The organism is Amycolatopsis sp. NPDC114503, assembly GCF_055633655.1.
On sequence record NZ_JBVKDT010000023.1, the window covers coordinates 88500 to 106202 of the forward strand.

16 protein-coding genes are annotated in these 17703 nt (G+C 70.4%); 4 read left to right on the forward strand and 12 right to left on the reverse strand.

Features of this window, described 5'->3' with window-relative positions; genetic code table 11:
* Position 1: 1 nt before the first annotated feature.
* From ACZ7OI_RS47840 to ACZ7OI_RS47885, 10 genes are all read right to left on the reverse strand, one after another.
* Complete coding sequence (locus ACZ7OI_RS47840; RefSeq protein WP_470270751.1) at positions 2–1552, reverse strand: hydantoinase/oxoprolinase N-terminal domain-containing protein; 1551 nt, start codon at positions 1550–1552, stop codon at positions 2–4.
* A gap of 27 nt (positions 1553–1579) precedes the next feature.
* A complete protein-coding gene (locus ACZ7OI_RS47845) occupies positions 1580–2905 on the reverse strand; it encodes a purine-cytosine permease family protein (protein ID WP_470270752.1) in 1326 nt (441 codons plus the stop codon).
* 113 nt (positions 2906–3018) lie between these two features.
* Positions 3019–3387, reverse strand: coding sequence for a fluoride efflux transporter CrcB (gene crcB, locus ACZ7OI_RS47850; RefSeq protein ID WP_470270753.1), 369 nt, complete (start codon positions 3385–3387; stop codon positions 3019–3021).
* Positions 3387–3854 carry a fluoride efflux transporter CrcB gene (gene crcB / locus ACZ7OI_RS47855; protein ID WP_470270754.1) on the reverse strand — a complete coding sequence of 156 codons (468 nt, stop codon included), beginning with the start codon at positions 3852–3854 and terminating at the stop codon, positions 3387–3389. Before crcB (ACZ7OI_RS47855) ends, crcB (ACZ7OI_RS47850) begins: the two co-directional genes overlap by 1 nt.
* A gap of 129 nt (positions 3855–3983) precedes the next feature.
* A complete protein-coding gene (locus ACZ7OI_RS47860) occupies positions 3984–4646 on the reverse strand; it encodes an enoyl-CoA hydratase/isomerase family protein (protein ID WP_470270755.1) in 663 nt (220 codons plus the stop codon).
* A 1-nt stretch (position 4647) separates the two neighbouring features.
* Positions 4648–5262 carry a TetR/AcrR family transcriptional regulator gene (locus tag ACZ7OI_RS47865; RefSeq protein ID WP_470270756.1) on the reverse strand — a complete coding sequence of 205 codons (615 nt, stop codon included), beginning with the start codon at positions 5260–5262 and terminating at the stop codon, positions 4648–4650.
* A 586-nt stretch (positions 5263–5848) separates the two neighbouring features.
* On the reverse strand, positions 5849–6133 hold the full coding sequence (locus ACZ7OI_RS47870; protein ID WP_378401357.1) for an isoamylase early set domain-containing protein: 285 nt from the start codon (positions 6131–6133) through the stop codon (positions 5849–5851).
* Between the two features lie 104 nt (positions 6134–6237).
* On the reverse strand, positions 6238–7542 hold the full coding sequence (locus ACZ7OI_RS47875; RefSeq protein WP_470270757.1) for an alginate lyase family protein: 1305 nt from the start codon (positions 7540–7542) through the stop codon (positions 6238–6240).
* A gap of 87 nt (positions 7543–7629) precedes the next feature.
* Positions 7630–8463, reverse strand: coding sequence for a fumarylacetoacetate hydrolase family protein (locus ACZ7OI_RS47880; RefSeq protein ID WP_470270758.1), 834 nt, complete (start codon positions 8461–8463; stop codon positions 7630–7632).
* A complete protein-coding gene (locus ACZ7OI_RS47885; RefSeq protein ID WP_470270768.1) occupies positions 8463–10196 on the reverse strand; it encodes an IlvD/Edd family dehydratase in 1734 nt (577 codons plus the stop codon). Before ACZ7OI_RS47885 ends, ACZ7OI_RS47880 begins: the two co-directional genes overlap by 1 nt.
* Positions 10197–10311: 115 nt before the next feature.
* Between ACZ7OI_RS47885 and ACZ7OI_RS47890 the strand changes: the two genes are divergently transcribed.
* Complete coding sequence (locus tag ACZ7OI_RS47890) at positions 10312–10587, forward strand: YggT family protein (RefSeq protein WP_470270759.1); 276 nt, start codon at positions 10312–10314, stop codon at positions 10585–10587.
* Between the two features lie 385 nt (positions 10588–10972).
* Here the strand turns inward: ACZ7OI_RS47890 and ACZ7OI_RS47895 are convergent, their stop codons facing one another.
* Positions 10973–12115 carry an acyltransferase family protein gene (locus ACZ7OI_RS47895; protein WP_470270760.1) on the reverse strand — a complete coding sequence of 381 codons (1143 nt, stop codon included), beginning with the start codon at positions 12113–12115 and terminating at the stop codon, positions 10973–10975.
* Between the two features lie 554 nt (positions 12116–12669).
* Positions 12670–13326 (reverse strand): TetR/AcrR family transcriptional regulator, encoded by a 657-nt coding sequence (locus tag ACZ7OI_RS47900; RefSeq protein ID WP_470270761.1) that lies wholly within the window; start codon positions 13324–13326, stop codon positions 12670–12672.
* A 106-nt stretch (positions 13327–13432) separates the two neighbouring features.
* Here ACZ7OI_RS47900 and ACZ7OI_RS47905 point away from each other — a divergent pair, with 106 nt between their 5' ends.
* Genes ACZ7OI_RS47905 through ACZ7OI_RS47915 form a run of 3 tightly spaced genes read left to right on the forward strand, consistent with a single transcriptional unit; the run spans position 13433 to position 17376 of the window.
* On the forward strand, positions 13433–14632 hold the full coding sequence (locus ACZ7OI_RS47905; protein WP_470270762.1) for a CaiB/BaiF CoA transferase family protein: 1200 nt from the start codon (positions 13433–13435) through the stop codon (positions 14630–14632).
* 21 nt (positions 14633–14653) lie between these two features.
* Complete coding sequence (locus ACZ7OI_RS47910) at positions 14654–15961, forward strand: MFS transporter (RefSeq protein WP_470270763.1); 1308 nt, start codon at positions 14654–14656, stop codon at positions 15959–15961.
* Positions 15958–17376 carry an amidase gene (locus ACZ7OI_RS47915; RefSeq protein ID WP_470270764.1) on the forward strand — a complete coding sequence of 473 codons (1419 nt, stop codon included), beginning with the start codon at positions 15958–15960 and terminating at the stop codon, positions 17374–17376. Before ACZ7OI_RS47910 ends, ACZ7OI_RS47915 begins: the two co-directional genes overlap by 4 nt.
* Positions 17377–17703: the final 327 nt, after the last annotated feature.

The following is a 17703-nucleotide window of genomic DNA, read 5'->3' on the forward strand; positions in this document are numbered from 1 at the left end:
TTCACGCCCCCAGCTGCAGGTCGCCGACCGCCTTGACCCGGATCCGGGTGGCGTTGCCGGGCAGGTACGGGATCGGCACCTCGTCGAAGTCGACGATGCCCACGGACGCCGGGCTCGCCCCGGCGGCCACCGCGCGGTCGACCGCTTCCTGCTTCGCCTCGTCCACCACGGCTTCGCGACGGCCGGGCTCGATCACGTACACCCGGTCGACCTCGCCGCCGATCTGCGCGATCGCCGCGCCGATCGCGTTGGCCACCGCGTAGTGGTCCGGCCGCCGCACCTCGCCGGAACCGGCAAGCTCGTCCGGCAGCAGCACCGAACCGCCGCCGACGGCGACCACCGGAAGCGGTTCGGACGACGTGCGCATCCGGTCCACGACGTCGGAGACGTCCGCCGCGATGCGGTCCAGCGCCGCCTTCACGAAGTCCCGGTCGAGATGTGCGACCAGCGACGGGTCGCCGATCTCGGCGCGCCCGGCGGCGACCGCGATGTCCGTGGCGGTCAAGGTGTCTCCGCCGAAGACGAGCGCTTTCGAGGTCAGCTCGTAGCCGACGGAATCCGGTCCGACAGTCACGCCGGACGCGTCGCCGCGGACCCGGCTGCCGCCGCCGATGCCGATCGACAGGACGTCCGGCATCCGGAAGTTCGTGCGGATCCCGGCCACGCTCACGTCCGTGGTCGCCTCGCGCGGGAATCCCTGGCGCAGCACGCCGACGTCGCTCGTGGTGCCGCCGACGTCGACCACCGCGCAAGTGTCCAAACCGGACAGTACTGCCGCGCCGCGCATCGAGTTCGTCGGGCCGGACGCGAAGGTCGCCACCGGGTAGCGGCGCGCGAAGTCGACGTCCATCAGCGTGCCGTCGTTCTGGCTCAGGTACAGCGGCGCGGTGATGCCCGCGCCGGTGACCGACGCGGCCAGACCGTCCACAATGTGCGCCGCCAGCTCGCGCAGCGCGGCGTTGATGACCGTCGCGTTTTCCCGCTCCAGCAAACCGATCCGGCCGATTTCGTGGGACAGCGAGATCGCGACGTCCGGCAGCTGCGCGGCGATGATCTCGGCCGCCCGAGCCTCGAACTCCGCGTTCACCGGCGAGAACACCGACGTGATCGCGACGCTGCGGACGCCGGCCGCGCCCATGTCGTCGGCGGCCTTGCGCAGTTCGCTCTCGTCCAGTTCGGCGATGTGCCGTCCGTCGAACTCGTGGCCGCCGTGCACCAGGTAGCTGCGCCCGGACACCGCGTCGACCAGCCGCTGCGGCCAGTCCACCATCGGCGGCAGCGACGCGCCGGCGGGCAGGCTGAGCCGCACCGCCGCGGTCGGGGCCAGCCGGTGCGCCTCGACGAGCGCGTTGATGAAGTGCGTGGTGCCGATCATGACCGCGCGCACCGCGGCCGGGTCGAACGCCCGCTGCCGCTGCAGCCCGTCGATCGCGGCGACGATGCCCGAGGTGACGTCCTCGGTGGTGCTGGTCTTGATCGAGGCGAGCACCTCGCGGCCGTCCAGGAGGACCGCGTCGGTGTTGGTGCCGCCGACGTCGATGCCGATGCGCACGAAGAAATCTCCTTCCAGGTAACGGAATCAGGCGGCCGGGGCGGGTTCGGCGTCCGCGGTGGCACTCCGGCCGACCCCGCGGACCAGGCCGAGCTTCCCGGCGGCCACGTACAGAACGAAAGCGACGACGAGCGAGTTGATGCTGGGCAGGCCCCAGTCCACGAACTCGCCGAAGAGCGCGGCGGCGATCCAGACGACGATCGTCGCGGGCACCCACACCGGAGCGTCGGTGGGCACCGCGCCGCGGGACCTGGCTTCCTCCAGGACGCCGCGCCACTGCTTCACCACGAAGTACTCGGCCACCATGATCCCGGCGATCGGCGGGAACGCGACCCCGAGCACGGTCAGGAAATCGGTGAACTTCGAGAGGATCCCGGCCGCGGCGAGCACGCTGCCCACCACGCCGAGCACGGCGGTGACCAGGCCGCGGTGCGCCCGTTTCCCGGACACGGTGCCGATGAAGTTCACGACGCCGAGCCCGGACGAGTAGAGATTCCAGTCGTTGATCTTCATCGTGCCCGCGATGACGATCAGCAGCCCGACCCAGCCGACCGACGACGTGACGATCGTGGTGATCTGCGCCGTGCCGACCGCGTGCGCGAGCAGCACGCCGGCCAGGCCGATCACGTACTCGCCGAGCGTGACGCCGACGAGCGTCTGCTTGACGACGTCGCCGGTGGTGCGGTTGAACCGGGTCATGTCCGGCGTGATCACCGCTCCGACGATGAACCCGCCCGCCACCAGCGTCGTGCCTTGCAGCAGGGACAGCGACGGGCCGGGCGGCGCGGACGCCACGAGCGCGCCGAGGTCGTGCCGGGTCAGTTCGGAGACCACCGACCAGCCGACCAGGATCAGGAACGCGGGCACCATCAGGTAAGCCGTCCACGCCATCGAGTGGAAGCCGCGGACCACGATCGCGGTCACCACCAGGCCGAACACGAGCGCCCAGCCCCATTCCGGCAGGCCGCCGACCAGCGCGGCGAGGCCCTGCGCGGACACCGCGGACTGGATGCCGAACCAGCCGATCAGGCTGATCCCGATGGCCAGCCCGATCAGCGCGGAACCGCCGCGGCCGAAGCCCGTCCAGCGCGCGATCATCGAGGTGGTCAGGCCCTCGCGGACGCCGATCACGCCGACGAGAATCGTGATCAGCTCGAGGATGACCGAGCCGAGCGTGAACGCCAGCACGGCGTTCCCGAAGCTCATCCCGAAGCCGATCGTGGCGCCGAGCAGGAACTGCGACAGCGCGGAAACCTGGCCGAACCGCTGCACGGCGACCGACCACCACGAGTAGCGGGCGGAATCGGGCACCCTGGTCAGCGCGTAATCGTCGACACCGACAGCCGAGGCCATGGCGACCTCCTCATCCTGGAGGGGAACGGTTCCCAGCACCGTAAGCAGCGGCTCCGGCGAGGTCACCGTGCGATCCGCACAGTCCGGCCAGCCCGGCTGTGCAGATCGCATTCCTACCCGACCAAGGCGTGGACAGCCTCGTACGAGAATGCCGCCGCGCCCACCCCCGCCGCGATGCTGACGACGACGTTCGCCGCCGCGGCGAAGTACGACTGGCGCTCGACCAGCCGGACGGTTTCGTAGCTGAAGGTGCTGTAGGTCGTCAGCGCACCGCAGAATCCGGTGCCGAGCAGCGAATAGACCGCCGCGGGCAGCGCCGTCCCGGCACCGGCGAGACCGCCGAGCAGGACACAGCCGACCAGATTGACGGTGAACGTGCCCCACGGGAACAGGCTCTGGTGCCGGGACTGGACGGCCCGGTCGGTCAGGTACCGCATCGGTGCTCCGACCGCGGCTCCGACGAAAACGAGAAGGACGGTCATCAGACAGCCACCTCCGCCGGGACCAGCTTGCGGGTGATCGCGTGTCCCAGCAGGACGGCGAGCAGCGCGGCGGCGAGCGTTCCGCCGAGATAGCCGAAGGCGAGCGGCACGGTGTCCGGCTGGAGGAGGTTGCGCGCTTCGACCGCGTACGTGGAGAACGTGGTGAAGCCGCCGAGCACGCCGACGCCGAGGAACGGCCGCACCAGCCGGTGCGCCGACCACGTCTCGGTGACCAGCACCATCAGCACGCCGATGAGGAAACAGCCGGCGACGTTCGTCCAGAAGGTCGCCCACGGGAAGCCGCCGGGCTCGGCGGGAAGGGCCTGCGCGAGGCCGTAGCGGGCCAGTGCGCCGAGCCCGCCGCCGAGCGCGATCACGCCGAGCACCGACACGTGGTGCCGGACGAGTTCGCGTTGCTGCGCGGGATCGCGGAGATCGACATCGGGGTCGAGAGGTTCTTCAGGCACAGTCTTCTCCTACTCCAGGGACACACGGGTCACCATTCGAGTAGGGACTGTTGGCGGCCTCGGCCGCGGTTGTCCGGGAAATTTCCGGAGCGGCGAGCCCCACCGCCGCGCGTACGCGAGCCTACCTGATCAGTTCCCCGCCTCCCGCAACGCGGTCAGCGCCGGACCGAACATAGTGGACTTGATCGCGGCGAGTGTGCCGCGGTCCTTGCCTGCCAGCGGGGCGACTCGTTCGACCGCCGCGGCTTGCAGGTCTTCCAGCACGGCCGTCGCGTCGACCAGGCCGAGCGCTTTCGCTTGCGGACCGCCGAAGCGGCTCCCGGTGGTCATCGACGCGACCGCGGCGGCCGGGGTGAGCTTCGCTTGGACGAGCGCGGCCATGCCCGGGGTGAACGGGAGGTTGATGTCGGCCTCGGGGAAGCAGAAGTAGCCGCGATCCTCGCGCATGAGGCGGAAATCGTGGGCCATCGCGAGCATCGCGCCGCCGCCGAAGGCGTGCCCGTTGACCGCGGCGATCGTCGGGACCGGCAGCGCGAGCACGCGGGCGAGGAGTTCGTGGATGCTGGTGACGTACTTGCCGGCCTCTTCGGGATGACTGGTGAACCAGTCGAGGTCGAGGCCGTTGGAGTAGTACTTGCCGCTGCCGGTCGTGACGAGCGCGGCGGGTTCCTTGCCCGCTGTGACGGTGTCGAGGTGAGTGTGGACTTCTTCGAGCCACGTTGGGGCGAAACGGTTTTCGTCGGCGCCGAAGTCGAGCACGTGGACGGCGCCGGCGGTGGTGAGAGTGGGCATTTCAGTCCTTTCTGGACTTTTTCGGTGGTTCCAGGGCGAGGACGGCGCGGACCGCCGCGGCCAGCCGTGCGCGACTGTCCGCGCTGGCGGGTCCGGTGGCGAGTTCGCGGCGGAGCAGGGCGGTCGGGAGGTCCACGACGCAGGCGGTGATGACCTCGACCGCTTGACCGTCGCCTCGGTTCCAGAGCTGACGGGCAAGGCGGACCAGAAGTCGGACCAGGCGCTTGTCCAAGGCGTGCAAGGCTTCCGCGACGTCGTCGGGAAGTTGCGGACCCAGGACTCGGTGCGACGGAACGGTGATCATCATCCGTGCGGCGTCCGGACGGGCGTCGGCTACCACAGCGGGGGTGTCGGCGGCTGCGACTACCGCTTCGATCGGGTCTGGCGCTTCGTCTACGAGCCGCTCTTGTTCGTCGAGGAAGAAAGTGGCGGCGCGCAGCCAGGTCCGGCCGATCAGGGCGGGGAGGTTGGTGAAGGCGTGGTAGATCGTGCTGTTCGGGACGCCTGCTTCTTGCGCCAGCCGCCGGACGGTGAGCGCCTCGGGGCCGATGTCGGCGATGAGGCGTTCGGCGACGTCGAGGATCAGCTCGGGGTCGTGGATCCGGGGGCGGGGCATGGGGTCGAGGATAATGGAGCGGGTGCTCCAAAACTAGGGCGGGGTGAGGTGGGACTCAGGGAGGGGACTGGATTTCGCGGCTGGTGATCACGGTGAGAACCGGGAGTGCCGTGGACGAGACGTCGCGTTTCGGCTGGCAGCGGCGGAATCCGCTCGCCGGTGCCAGCGGAGCCCCGTCTGGCGAGGCGAGATCTGCTTGCGGACGTCCGGCTTCCGCGATCCGTGCTGCTGTTCTCGCCCCGGCGCAAGCCGTTCGCCGCGTTGGGTTGAGTTGGGCCGTTCGCAGGGCAGGGCCGGACGGGGCCGGGCCAGTTCGAGCAGGGCCGGGCCAGGGTCGAGCAGGGCCGGGCAGGGTCTGGTTGGGGCTGGGCCGGGCCAGGCCAGGCCAGGCCGGGTCGAGCCAGGCCAGGCCGGGTCGAGCCAGGTCGGGTCGGGCCGGGTCGGGCCGGGCCAGGTCGGGCAGGGCAGGGTCTGGCCTGGTCGCGGCTGGGCCACGGTCAAGTCAGGTCGGGCAGGACCAGGCAGGGTTGAGTCTGGTCGGGCCAGCGCCGGGCAGGATCGGCTCGCGGAACCGACGCGGTCCGGGTCAGTCCGCGATGTACAGGCAGTCCCGGCCGTCGCGGGCCGGGGCGTCCGGGTCGTCCAGCCAGCGGCCGCCGTCGGCCAGGTAGCGGAAGCGGAGCCGGGCGCCCGGCGGGACCTCCACCGCGGCCGAGCGCGTGCCGTTCGAGCGTTTGCGGAGTTCGTGGCGGCCGGGCTGCCAGTCGTTGAAGTCGCCGACCACGCTCACCGGGCCGGGCGGGGTGTCGAGCGGGAGGACGAACGTCACCCGCCGGGCCTGCGAGCCGCTGCTCCGGCTGGTCTTGATCACGGCGTTTCCCTTTCCGGTTCCGGCGAATCGGTCTTTCTGAATCGTTTCACGACCGACGCCGGAAACCCGGACGCGACGAATCCCGCGTCCGGGTGAAACCGGGATCAGGTGGTGGAAACGTCGTCCAGCTGCTCGGCCGCCGGGCGCACCGGGAACAGGTCGCCGCCGGGCGGGGCCGGGATGCGGCCGACCGCGGCCCGGGCTTTCCAGTCGCCCGCGTCAGCGGCGGCGTGCACGCTGTCGAGGGCGGCGTACTGGATGAAATGGATGTCCGGCAACGGCCACGGCGCAGCACCGGTGGCCGCCGGCAGCAGGTGGTCGACGGCGGCGAAAATGCTGCCGCCATTGGGGTTCCGGTACGACCACAGGTCGACGCCCAGGTGCCGGCCCAGCTGTGCGAGCCGAGTCAGCGCGACCAGGTTGAACGTGTGGTAGTGGTACGTCCGGGTTCGGGTGGATTCCTCGGGCTGGCCGCCGTCCGCGGCGATCTGGTGGTCGATCCGGGCTTTGCCGGAGTCTCGGACGATCTGCCGGGCCAGGTCGCGCTGGCCGACGTAGCTCGCGGTCGCCGCGGTGAGCAGGTCGTAGAACGTGCCGTGGTTGTTGGTCGCCTTGGCCTCGTCGGTGCCGTTTTTGCTGGTGCGCAACCAGGTCAGGAAGTCCGACGACCAGCCGCGGAACGCTTTGCCGTCGGCCTTCGTCCAGCCGGGCGCGCCCGCTTCCAGGATCCGGGCGGCGTCGAGGACCTGGGTGAAGGTGTAGGAGAACTCGATGATGCCGATCCCCCGCCCGTCGGTCTTGCACGGGATGCCCTGCGCGAAGTTCAGGTTCGGGTTCATTTTCGTTGCCGCGTCGAGGAACCAGGTGCGCAGGTCGAGCGCGGCGCGCTGGGCGTACTCGGCCTTGCCGGTGTAGTACCAGGCGAGCGAAAGCTGGTAGATCGAGTTGAACGCGACGAGCCGCTCGGCTTTGTCCGGCACGTTCTTCATCTCGGGGTTGACCTGGCCGTCGCGGTCGACGTACGGGCAGCCCTGCGGGTTTTCCGGCGTTTTCGGCTGGCTGGGCCAGTAGTACGGGGCGAGGCTCAGGTAGTCGTGCTTGTCGCCGCTCGGCGGGACGCGTTCTTTGTCGACGACCGTCCACGGACCCTTCGTCAGCGCGTCGTCGGCCTGCTTCAGCAGATTCGACAGCGACGTGCGCAGCGTCGGATTCCCGGCCATCAGGCCGATCTTGTTGCCTGCCAGGTGCAGACCGTCGAGCACCACGGTGTCCGGCACGCAGACGAACGAACACGACCTCGGCGCGGGCGCGGCGGTCGCCGCTCCGGCGGTGGTCGCGAACAGCCCCGCGACCGTCGCGAGAACCGCCGCGAGACGACGCGGACGGGAAGACCGGAAAGGAGGCAGCACCGCAACTCCGTTCAAGGATATAAATACTCCACAGATATGTGAACTGAGATTGAATAGCCGAACGCGCGGGGCCGCGTCAAGGGGACGTCAGGCGGAGCGGCCGCGCCGGACCGGGTTCCGGAGGGCGCCGATGCCCTCGATCATGATGGTGACCTCGTCGTCTGCCTCGAGAGTGACGTCCGGGCCGGGGACGGCTGATGTACCGGTGGCCAGGACGGCGCCGCGCGGGAAAACGTCGCCGCGATAGAGCCACGACACCAGATCCGCGAGCCGCCGGTGGAGCCGCGCGGTCGACGTCTCCCCTGCCCAGCGCAGTTCTCCGGCGCGGCGGATCTCCACGGTGACGCCGAGTGCGTACGGGTCCGGGATGTCTCGCGCGGGCACGATCCACGGCCCGGCCGCGCACGAGCCGCGGTACATCTTCGCCTGCGGCAGGTACAGCGGGTTCTCGCCTTCGATGCTGCGCGAGCTGACGTCGTTGACGATCGTGTAGCCGGCGATCTCCCCGTTTGCGTTGCACACCAACGCTAGTTCGGGTTCCGGAACGTCCCAAGTGGAATCTTCGCGGACGCCGATCGGCTCGCCTGGGCCCCGCACCCGACGTCCGACGCTCTTGAAGAACAGTTCCGGACGCTCCGCGTCGTAGACCCGCGCGTAGACGTCGGCGTCGCCGCTTTCCTCCATCCGCGCCTCGCGCGACACCTCATAGGTGACTCCGGCGGCCCACACCTCGGTGTCGTCGTCGACCGGCGCTCGCAGCTCGCCCGGTTCGCCCGGGGTCAGCTCGATCGCCAGCGCTTCGGCGAACTCTTCGGCGGACAGGGCAAGCAAGGAGCCGAGTCTGGTGCCGCTCGGGAGCGCGCCGATGGCTTCTCCGTCGGTGACCTGCCAGCCCGCGCCGGTCTTCACGAGGCGGCGCATCAGTGCGAGTCCCTCGGCACGGCGGAACCGCGGGTGCCGTGCAGGAAATCGAAGTCCGCGCCGAGATGCGCCTGGGTGACGTGCTCGCGGTAGAGCCAGGCGTAGCCGCTGCGGTACGGGCTTTCCGGCGGAGTCCACGCCGCGCGGCGGACGGCGAGTTCGTCGTCGGGCACGTGCAGGGTCAGCCGGCGCGCCGGGGTGTCGAGCGTGATCCGGTCGCCGGTGCGGACGAGCGCGAGCGGGCCGCCGACCGCCGATTCCGGGCTCACGTGCAGCACGACCGTGCCGTAGCCGGTTCCGGACATCCGGCCGTCGCAGATCCGGACCACGTCGGTGATCCCCCGGTCCAGCAGCTTCTTCGGGACCGGGACGTTCGCCACCTCCGGCATGCCCGGATAGCCCTTGGGGCCCGCGCCGCGGATCACGAGGACGGTGTCGGGGGTGACTGGCAGGTCTGGATCATCGGCGACGCGGTGGTAGTCCTCAGCGGTGTCGAAGACGAGCGCCGGGCCGGTGTGCGTGAGCAGTTCCGGGGACGCGGCGGATTGCTTGATCACCGCGCCTTCCGGGGCGAGATTTCCGGTGAGCACAACGGTTCCGGTGCCGGGCGGCTGGAACGGCGCCTCGACCGTCGTGATGACCTCGTCGTTCCAGCATTGCGCGGCTTCCCGGGCCGCGCCGGTGACCGTGCGGACGTCGGCGCGGAGAAGCCCGGCTTCGGCGAGCCTGCTTTGCACCACGGGAACTCCGCCCGCGTAACAGAAATCCTCCATGAGGAATTGCCCTGACGGCATCAGGTTCACCAACGTGGGGACGGCACGGCCCAGTTCGTCGAAGTCGCCCATGGAGAGCGGGACGCCGACGCGCCCGGCCAGCGCGAGAAGGTGCACGATCGCGTTGGTGGACCCGCCGATCGCCGCGTTGACCCGGATCGCGTTTTCGAACGCCGCGCGGGTCAGGATTTCCGACGGCCGCAGGTCTTCCTCCACCATCGCGACGATGCGCTGACCGGCCGCCTGCGCGGTCTCGAAGCGGCGTGCGTCGACTGCGGGCCAGGTCGCCGAACCGGGCAGCTGCATGCCGAGCGCTTCGGCGAGACAGGCCATCGTCGAGGCGGTGCCCATGGTCATGCAGTGGCCGTTCGAGCGGGCCATGCAACCTTCGGCGAAGAAGCACTCCTCCTCGGTCATCCGGCCCGCTTTGAGTTCTTCCTCGAACTTCCAGACGTGCGTTCCCGAACCGACGTCGCCGCCGCGGAACTTGCCGTTGAGCATCGGGCCGCCGGTGACCATCACCGCGGGCAAGTCGACGCTCGCCGCGCCCATCAGCATCGCCGGGGTCGTCTTGTCGCAGCCGGAGAGGAGGACGACGCCGTCGAGCGGGTTGGCGCGGATCAGCTCCTCGACCTCCATCGCCATCAGGTTGCGGTAGAGCATCGCGGTGGGGCGCATGAGCGTCTCGCCGGTCGCCATCGTGGGGAACGCGAGCGGGAAACCGCCTGCTTGCCATACGCCGCGCTTGACCGCCTCGGCGACGCGGTCGAGGTGGACGTTGCAAGGGGCGAGTTCGGAGGCGCTCACCGCGATCCCGATCACCGGGCGGCCGTCGAACACCTCCGGGCCGAAGCCCTGGGACCGCATCCACGACCGGTGGATCATCCCCGCCCGGCCGGACGCCCCGAACCACGCCGCACTGCGCATCCGCCGGCTCCCTTCGCTGGAGTCTCCCTCGATACCCGATCGGGCGGATCCTGGCAATCGACTGAGAATTCCGGTGAACCGGACACTTCGCGGGAGCGCCGGGCGTTGGAGGGGGTGAGAGATGTCGCCGGACAACGCGAGGTGTGCGATGAGCCTGATCGGGACCCTGGTCGGGTACGTCCTGACCGTGTTCATCGTGGTGCTGATAGCGCGGATGGTGCTGGACTGGACCCGCGTGGTGGCGACCGGGCCCGCGTGGCTCGGCCAGGCGCGGCGGATCACCCACCGGGCGACCGAACCGGTGATCGCCCCGGTCCGGCGGGTGCTGCCGCCGATCCGGGCCGGAGGGGTCGGTATCGACCTGGCGTTCACGGTGGTTTTCGTGGCGGCGTTGGTGGTGCGGTCGGTCGCGTTCGCGTTGTGAGGGGCACGGTCGCGTTGTCGGCGGCCCGATCGCGTTGAGGAGCCCGGTCGCGTTTTGGGGAGCGCGTTCGCGTGGTGAGCCGTGCGCTCCCAGCGCGAGGCCGGGCCGGGAATTCCCGGACCGCCGGAGTGTCCACAGTGGAACGAAGCGGGTATTGCCGCCGCGATCAGCAGCACCCGCGTCCAGGCGACCCGTTACCGCCAGGAAGGGGCGAACGGCTCCGCGGGGCACCTTCACCGGTCACCGCCGACCGGCTCCGTGTCGCGACCAGGTGACCGCCGGCCTGCTCCTGGTCACCACGGCCCGGTTCCGTGCCTCGCCGCTGCGCTGACCACCAGCTTCGCGGTGCCGTCTCCCCCGGTCGCCTGGTCGCGACGCAGCCGGATCAGCGGGAGTCGAGCCGGATTTCCCGGGCGCTGGAATTGACGTCGATCCGTGAGCGCCGGGCGGCCCAGGAGTCGTAGCCGCGCATCAGGAAGCGGTGGGCGGGGCGTTCGACCAGGCGGGTCAGGGCCCAGCCCAAGAGGACGCCGGCGGTGATCATTCCCGCGGTTTGCAGCAGCGGGTCGAGGCCGAGGCCGGACAGCCAGTGCAGCACGAGGTAGCCGATGGCCTGGTGGATCAGGAAGACGCCGTAGGAGACGCCGGCGAACCAGGTGATCGCGCGCTGGGCGGACGGCGGGAGGAAACGGTTCCAGTCCGGGCCTGCCGCGGCGAGCGAGATCAGCGCGATTCCGATCGCGATGCCGATCGTCGAGCCCCATTCGACGTGGATTCCGGTCGGGGTGACAGTCGCGCCGTGCAGGGCGTGCGCGGCGACGCACAGGACTTCCAGCACCGCGAATTCCGTCGTGGACATGCGTTTCGTCGTCCAGAGCCGGATCGCGATGCCGGCGACGAAGAGGTGCCAGCGGTGGAAGCCGAAGCCGTCGACGACGACGCGGTACCACTCGGGCGGGCCGGCGATGCGCAGCGGCCATTGCGCGAGCGGGACGAGCAGCGCGGTCCACATGACGACGCGGAACTTGCGACCGTGGCCCCACCTGCTCCGGTAGAGCAGCGCGGCGACGGTGAACGCCATGAGCTGGAGGGGAATCGTCCAGTGGGAGCCGTCGAGGAAGGGGTACTGGGCGGGCTTCCAGTTCCAGAGCATCAGGAGGTTGCCCGCGAGGTCGCCGAACCGCGGACTGAACCAGCCGGGCGGCGAGAGGTACCGCAGCGCGAAGTAGATCGCCACGACGGCCGCGAGAAACGGCGGCAGCAACCGCGCGATCCGCCCCCACCAGTACCGGCCGAGCGACCCGCGCCCGATCGTGACGGCGGCGAAGTACGCGGAAATCACGAGCAGCAGGCTCGCCCCGATCTGATGCGGGAACACGAACCGCCGCGGCCCCAGTTCGGGATGCACGACGACGCTCATGAAGGTCGCGTGGTACAGCAGCACCAGCACGACGCACCCACCGCGCACGAGGTCCCAGCTGATCCGCCGGTTCCCCGAAGACACGCTCACCGGACGGAACGAGGACACGCGCGCCACCGTAACTGGTGGGCCTCGCGAGGCGGGGAGCGACCCTGGGGCGTGTTGGGCGGGGCATTTCCGGTACAGGGGCCCGGGTTCGCGGTGCGGAGGCGGGGCTGTTCCGGGGAAATCCGTGGTGGCGGAGGGGTTTCTGACCGGAGTGGCCGGTCGGCCGGGCTGTCGCTGGGCGGCGCGGGGTTCCGGTGAGTGAGAGGTTTTAGGTTGCGGGGAAGCAGGATTCACCCGTTGGATGTGACGGACAAATGCTTGCTTGGCGTTGCTGCCAGGGTGCCGGGAAGTGCCCGACTCCTCACGAGGATGACTAGGTCGTCGAGTCATCCTCCAAGGCACACCGCAGCGGGGTCAGGTCCGCGCCGGGCAGCCAGACGTTCGCTGTGCGGAATGTTCGCGCCCTGTCCATCGCACCGGACACGGCGCCTCGGTCCGGTACGGCGAAGCATTGCTCACGCTGGAACCGGCCAGTCGCATCTCCTCGCCAATGCCGCGCGATCTGCGGCGTCAACTCGACCTGTCACCCCGGGATCCTCGCAGGCAGAAGCCCCCTAGGCCGGAGTTTCGACCTCGTGCCCGCCGTCGGAGCGCTCGCCCGCCGGTTCGGGGGCGGCGAGCCCGGCGATCATCCGGTCGTAGACGCGGGCGGCGCGGTCGTCGAGTTCCGCCGGGGCCAGGTCGAGGTCGCGGGCGAGGGCGGTGCGGAAGATGCAGTAGCCGAAGTAGGCGGCGGCGGTCATGGCGTGCATGACCTCCCCGTCGGCGTCCGCGGGCAGGCTGCCGTCGCGTTTGTCGCGGTCGAGGGCGCGGCGGGTGAGGTCCAGCGCGGGGAACAGGGTGAGTTCAGGGTCTTCGTCGAGCGCGAGGAGCGCCTCGAGTTTGACCAGGTCGGGCTGGCGCAGCGCCCACCCCCACATCGCGCGGCGGCGGTCGGCGAAGGGCTGTTCCCAGTGCGTCTCGGGATCGGGCCGATCGCGCTCGAGCAACTGGGCGATGGCCGCACGCAGCAAAGCTTGACGGCTGCCGAAGTACACGTAGATCTGCCCGTGGTTGACACCGGCTTCCTTGGCGACCTCACGGAGGTTGATGCCCGCGAGCACTCCGTCGCGGCGAAGCAGCCGCAGAGCCGCGGCGAGGAGGTCGGCTTTCGTCTCTTCGCGGCTGCGCCGCCGGCGGCGGGCTGGTGCGGTGCTCGGCTGCTCGGTCACGCCGTCCCTCTCAGAAGTTACTCGTCAGTACGCCTTGTTGCGCCTCGGGCCACTCTATACGGTTCGTTACCAACGTTTCGTTAATAACACTTCGTTGGGAGTTGTGGTGGGAGCAGAGTTGCCGTTGCGGGGCGTGCGGGTGCTGGATGTGGCGACGGTCCTGGCCGCGCCGGTCACGGCGACGTTCCTCGGCGATTTCGGCGCCGAGGTGGTGAAGGTCGAGGAGCCGGGCCGCGGCGATTTCACCCGGGGCCGGGCCGCCGAGCCGGGCGGACGGTCGCTGCAGTGGCTGCAGGAGGGCCGCAACAAGAAGTCGGTCACGGTGGATCTTCGCCGGTCCGCCGGACAGGACCTGGTGCGCGCGATGGTGCCGCACTTCGACGTGGTGATCACCAACTACCGGCCGCCCACGCTGGAGAAATGGGGGCTCGACCCGGAGACGCTGCAGCGGATCAATCCGCGCGCGGTGCTGGTGTACCTGACGGGCTACGGACTCTCCGGCCCGTACCGCGACCGGGGCGCGTTCGACCGGATCGCCAGCGCCTTCGCGGGGCTGACGGACGTGAGCGGGGAACCGGGCCGCGCCCCGGTCCGGTCGGGGTACGCGGTGATCGACTACATGGGCGCGTATCTCTCGGCATTCGCGGCGATGGTCGCCCTGTACGAGCGCGACGTGAACGGCGGACAAGGCCAGGTCGTCGATCTCGGCCTGTACGAGGCGGGGTTCCGGGCAGTCGAGGACGCGCTGCTGGACTTCTCGGCCAACGGCCGGGTGCGCCAGCGCATGGGCAACCGCAACCCGCACGTGGTGCCCGCCAGCGACTTCGACACCGCCGACGGACGGCGGATTTCGGTCCACGCGGGCACCGACCCGTTGTTCCGCCGGCTGGCGACGGTGATCGGGCGGCCGGAGCTGGCCGCCGATCCGCGCTTCGCCACCCGCGTGGCTCGCACGGAACATGCCGACGAGCTGTACGCGATCATCGCCGGCTGGGTCGCCGAGCACCCGGCCGACGAAGCAACGCGAATGTTCAACGACGCGGGCATTCCCGCCTCGGCGATCATGACAATCGCCGACATCGCCGCCGATGCCCACTACCGCGAACGCGGGACGATCGTCGACGTCGAAGATCCCGAGCACGGCACCGTCTCCATGGCCGCGCCGATACCGCGGCTGAGCGCCACCCCCGGACGCATCGACTCCCTCGGACCCGCCCTCGGCGCCCACACCGACGACGTCCTCCGGCAGCTGCTCGCCCTGGACGACGACGACCTCGCGGCACTCCGCCGCGACGGCGTCATCTGAACCCGGACCGAGGAGCCGATCATGCTTTCAGCAACGCCGCTGTCCCCGGCCGGATCCCGCTCGATCCGCCGCCGGGCCTGGACGGTCACCGGGCTCATCGTCGTCTTCATGGTCATCAACTTCGCGGACAAGGCCGTGCTCGGACTCGCCGCGGTGCCGATCATGGCGGAACTGCACCTGACCAGCAGCGCCTACGGTCTGCTGGCGAGCAGCTTCTACCTGCTGTTCAGCCTCACCAGCCTCGCCGCCGGACTGCTTTCCGCGCGAATCGCCAGCCGCTGGATCCTGTTCGCGCTGGCGGTGTGCTGGGCCGTCGCGCAACTGCCGGTTCTCGTGTTCGCGGCGGCGCCCACGCTGTTCGCCAGCCGCATCCTGCTCGGCGCGGCCGAGGGCCCGGCCTCCGGGATGAGCATGCACGCGCTGTACAAATGGTTCCCCGACGACCGCCGCAGCCTGCCCACCGCCCTGCAGCTCACCGGCGGCTCGGCCGGCATCTTCATCGCCGCCCCGGTGCTCACCTGGATCATCACCGGCTACGGATGGCGCGCCGCGTTCGTCGTCCTCGCCGTGGTCGCCGCGCTCTGGGCGCTCGTGTGGCTGCCGGTCGGCCACGACGGGCCCTACGCCGCGCCCGCGACCGCCCCGGCGAACTCCGCACCGGCGCGGATCCCTTACCGCAAACTGCTTCTCAACGGCACCGTCCTCGGCGGATTCGCCAGTGCCTTCGGCGCCTACTGGTCGCTGGCGCTGGGCTCGTCCTGGCTGCCGGCGTACCTGCAAACCGAAGCAGGGCTTGGCCCGAAGACCTCGGCGATGGTGATCAGCCTGCACGCGGGGTTGAGCATCGCGCTGGTCCTCACCGTCGTGCCCGCCACCGGACGCCTGGTCCGGCGCGGGATTTCCAGCCGCTGGGCCCGCGGCGCGACCCAGGGAATCGCGGTCGTGCTCGCCGGCGGCTGCATGGCGGCGTTCCCGCTCACGACGTCGGGTCCTTTGCGCATCGTGCTGATCACGATCGCCTTCGCCGCGGGCAGTCTCGCCTATCCGCTGAGCTACCTCACCGCAGGCGAACTTGTGCCCGCCCGGCAACGAGGAACTGTGTTCGGGCTGGCCGTCGCGATCAGCACGTTGCCAGGGATTCTCGCGCCCGCAGTCACCGGGAGCCTCATCGACGGCTACGGCTATCCGGCGGCTTTCGCTTTCGGCGCCGCCATCATGGTGCTGACCGGCGCTTACGCCGCGTTCTCCGTCCGGCCGCAACGCGACGCCGCCCGCATCGGGGCAATCGACACCCGACCTTCGACCAGCCCGACTCAGGAGCACGCGTGACCGATCTGTCCTTCGCCTCGGCAACCGAACTCGCCGCGATGATCCGGGCCCGCGAACTCTCGCCGCTCGAACTCATGCAGCACACGCTGGATCGCGTCGCCCTGCTCAACGGCGACCTCAACGCCGTCGTGTCACTCGACCCCCAGCGCGCCCTCGACGAGGCCACCGCGCTGACGGACCGCATCGCCCGCGGAGCCGATCCGGGTCCTCTCGCCGGAATCCCGATCGCGGTCAAAGACCTCGAAGACGCCGAAGGATTCCCGACGACCCGAGGGACCAAAGCCTTCCGCGACGCCCCGCCCGCCGTCGCCGACAGCGTCCACGTCGCCCGGCTCCGCGCGGCCGGAGCCGTCGTGATCGGCAAGACCAACACGCCCCCGATGGGCGCCGCCATCTCCACCCGCAACGAAGCCTTCGGCACTACGCGGAATCCTTGGCAGCTCGAGAAATCCGCGGGCGGATCGAGCGGCGGATCCGCCGCCGCGGTCGCCGCCGGCCTGGTTCCGCTCGCCACCGCGGGCGACGGCGGCGGTTCCACCCGCATCCCCGCCGCGCTCTGCGGCGTCCTCGGTTTCAAACCCACCCGCGGGCGCATCCCGCACGGCCCGGCCGCGATCCCGTCCTGGACCCACCACAGCTGCCTCACCCCGATGACCCGCACCGTCCGCGACGCCGCCCTGCACCTCGACCTCGCCTCCGGGCACCATCCCGCGGACCCGTTCTCCCTGCCGAAGCCAGCACAGTCCTTTGTGGACGGACTGACCGAAGCACTGCCTCCGCTGCGGATCGCGGTCGACCGCACCCTGGGCATCGCCGACCCCGAACCGGCCGTGCTGCACGCTCTGGACCGCGCGGCCGAGATCTTGCGCGGCCTCGGCCACCGCCTCTCCGACGACGACTTTTCCCATCCGCACGCCGAAAACTTCCCGGCCGCCGCCCAGCTGCGCCAGAAAATCCTTGCCTACCAGCGATTCACCCACGTCGCCGAGGAGTTCACCGCCCGCCCCGACCGTTTCGAACCCTGGTTCGCGGACATCCTCGGCCAGGGACGCTCGGTCACCACCGCCGACCTCGCCCGCTACTGGGAATACCGCGGACAGCTGGACGCCTGGGCCGCCGGGCTTTTCCGGCACCGCGACCTGCTCCTCACCCCGACGACCCCGACCACCGCCTGGCCAGCGGAAGGCCCTGACCTCCGGGAGGCAGTACAGCGGAGGACGATCCCGATCGCCTTCACCGCGCCGTTCAACGACACCGGCCACCCCGCCGTCAGCATCCCGATCGAAACCAGCCCCGGCGGACTGCCGTGCGCAGTCCAGCTCGTCGCCCCGCACCACCGCGACGATCTTCTGCTCCGCGTCGCCGCCGCCATCGAAGAGGAAGTGGGCCCCCTCCGGCCGGCGCGACCTCGCTAGACCCGTCGCCGTCTCGTCCGGCATGCCGGACGAGACGGTCGTCCTCGCGGGCATTCGGCGCGACAACCAGTCGCCCGGAGCGCTCGCTCGAGACGGAGAGTCGTGCTGCCAGGCCACGGAACCCGTTGTGCTCGCGCGGTCGGCCCGCTACGCGAGGGCGATCGAGCACGCTGGCAGCGCCGTGACGGACACCGGAGTGGGTGCCGGATCGGGTTGCCGCGCTGCTCCCGCTGCTCCCGGCTCCCGGCTCCCGGCTCCCGGCTCCCGGCTCCCGGCTCCCGGCTCCCGGCTCCCGGCTCCCGGCTCCCGGCTCCCGGCTCCCGGCTC

Coding starts and splice junctions, on each gene's coding strand:
- ACZ7OI_RS47845 (WP_470270752.1), bottom strand. CDS start 2,905: ATGGCCTCGGCTGTCGGTGTCGACGATTACGCGCTGACCAGGGTGCCC.
- crcB (WP_470270753.1), bottom strand. CDS start 3,387: ATGACCGTCCTTCTCGTTTTCGTCGGAGCCGCGGTCGGAGCACCGATG.
- ACZ7OI_RS47860 (WP_470270755.1), bottom strand. CDS start 4,646: ATGCCCACTCTCACCACCGCCGGCGCCGTCCACGTGCTCGACTTCGGC.
- ACZ7OI_RS47865 (WP_470270756.1), bottom strand. CDS start 5,262: ATGCCCCGCCCCCGGATCCACGACCCCGAGCTGATCCTCGACGTCGCC.
- ACZ7OI_RS47880 (WP_470270758.1), bottom strand. CDS start 8,463: ATGCGCCGCCTCGTGAAGACCGGCGCGGGCTGGCAGGTCACCGACGGA.
- ACZ7OI_RS47890 (WP_470270759.1), top strand. CDS start 10,312: ATGAGCCTGATCGGGACCCTGGTCGGGTACGTCCTGACCGTGTTCATC.
- ACZ7OI_RS47910 (WP_470270763.1), top strand. CDS start 14,654: ATGCTTTCAGCAACGCCGCTGTCCCCGGCCGGATCCCGCTCGATCCGC.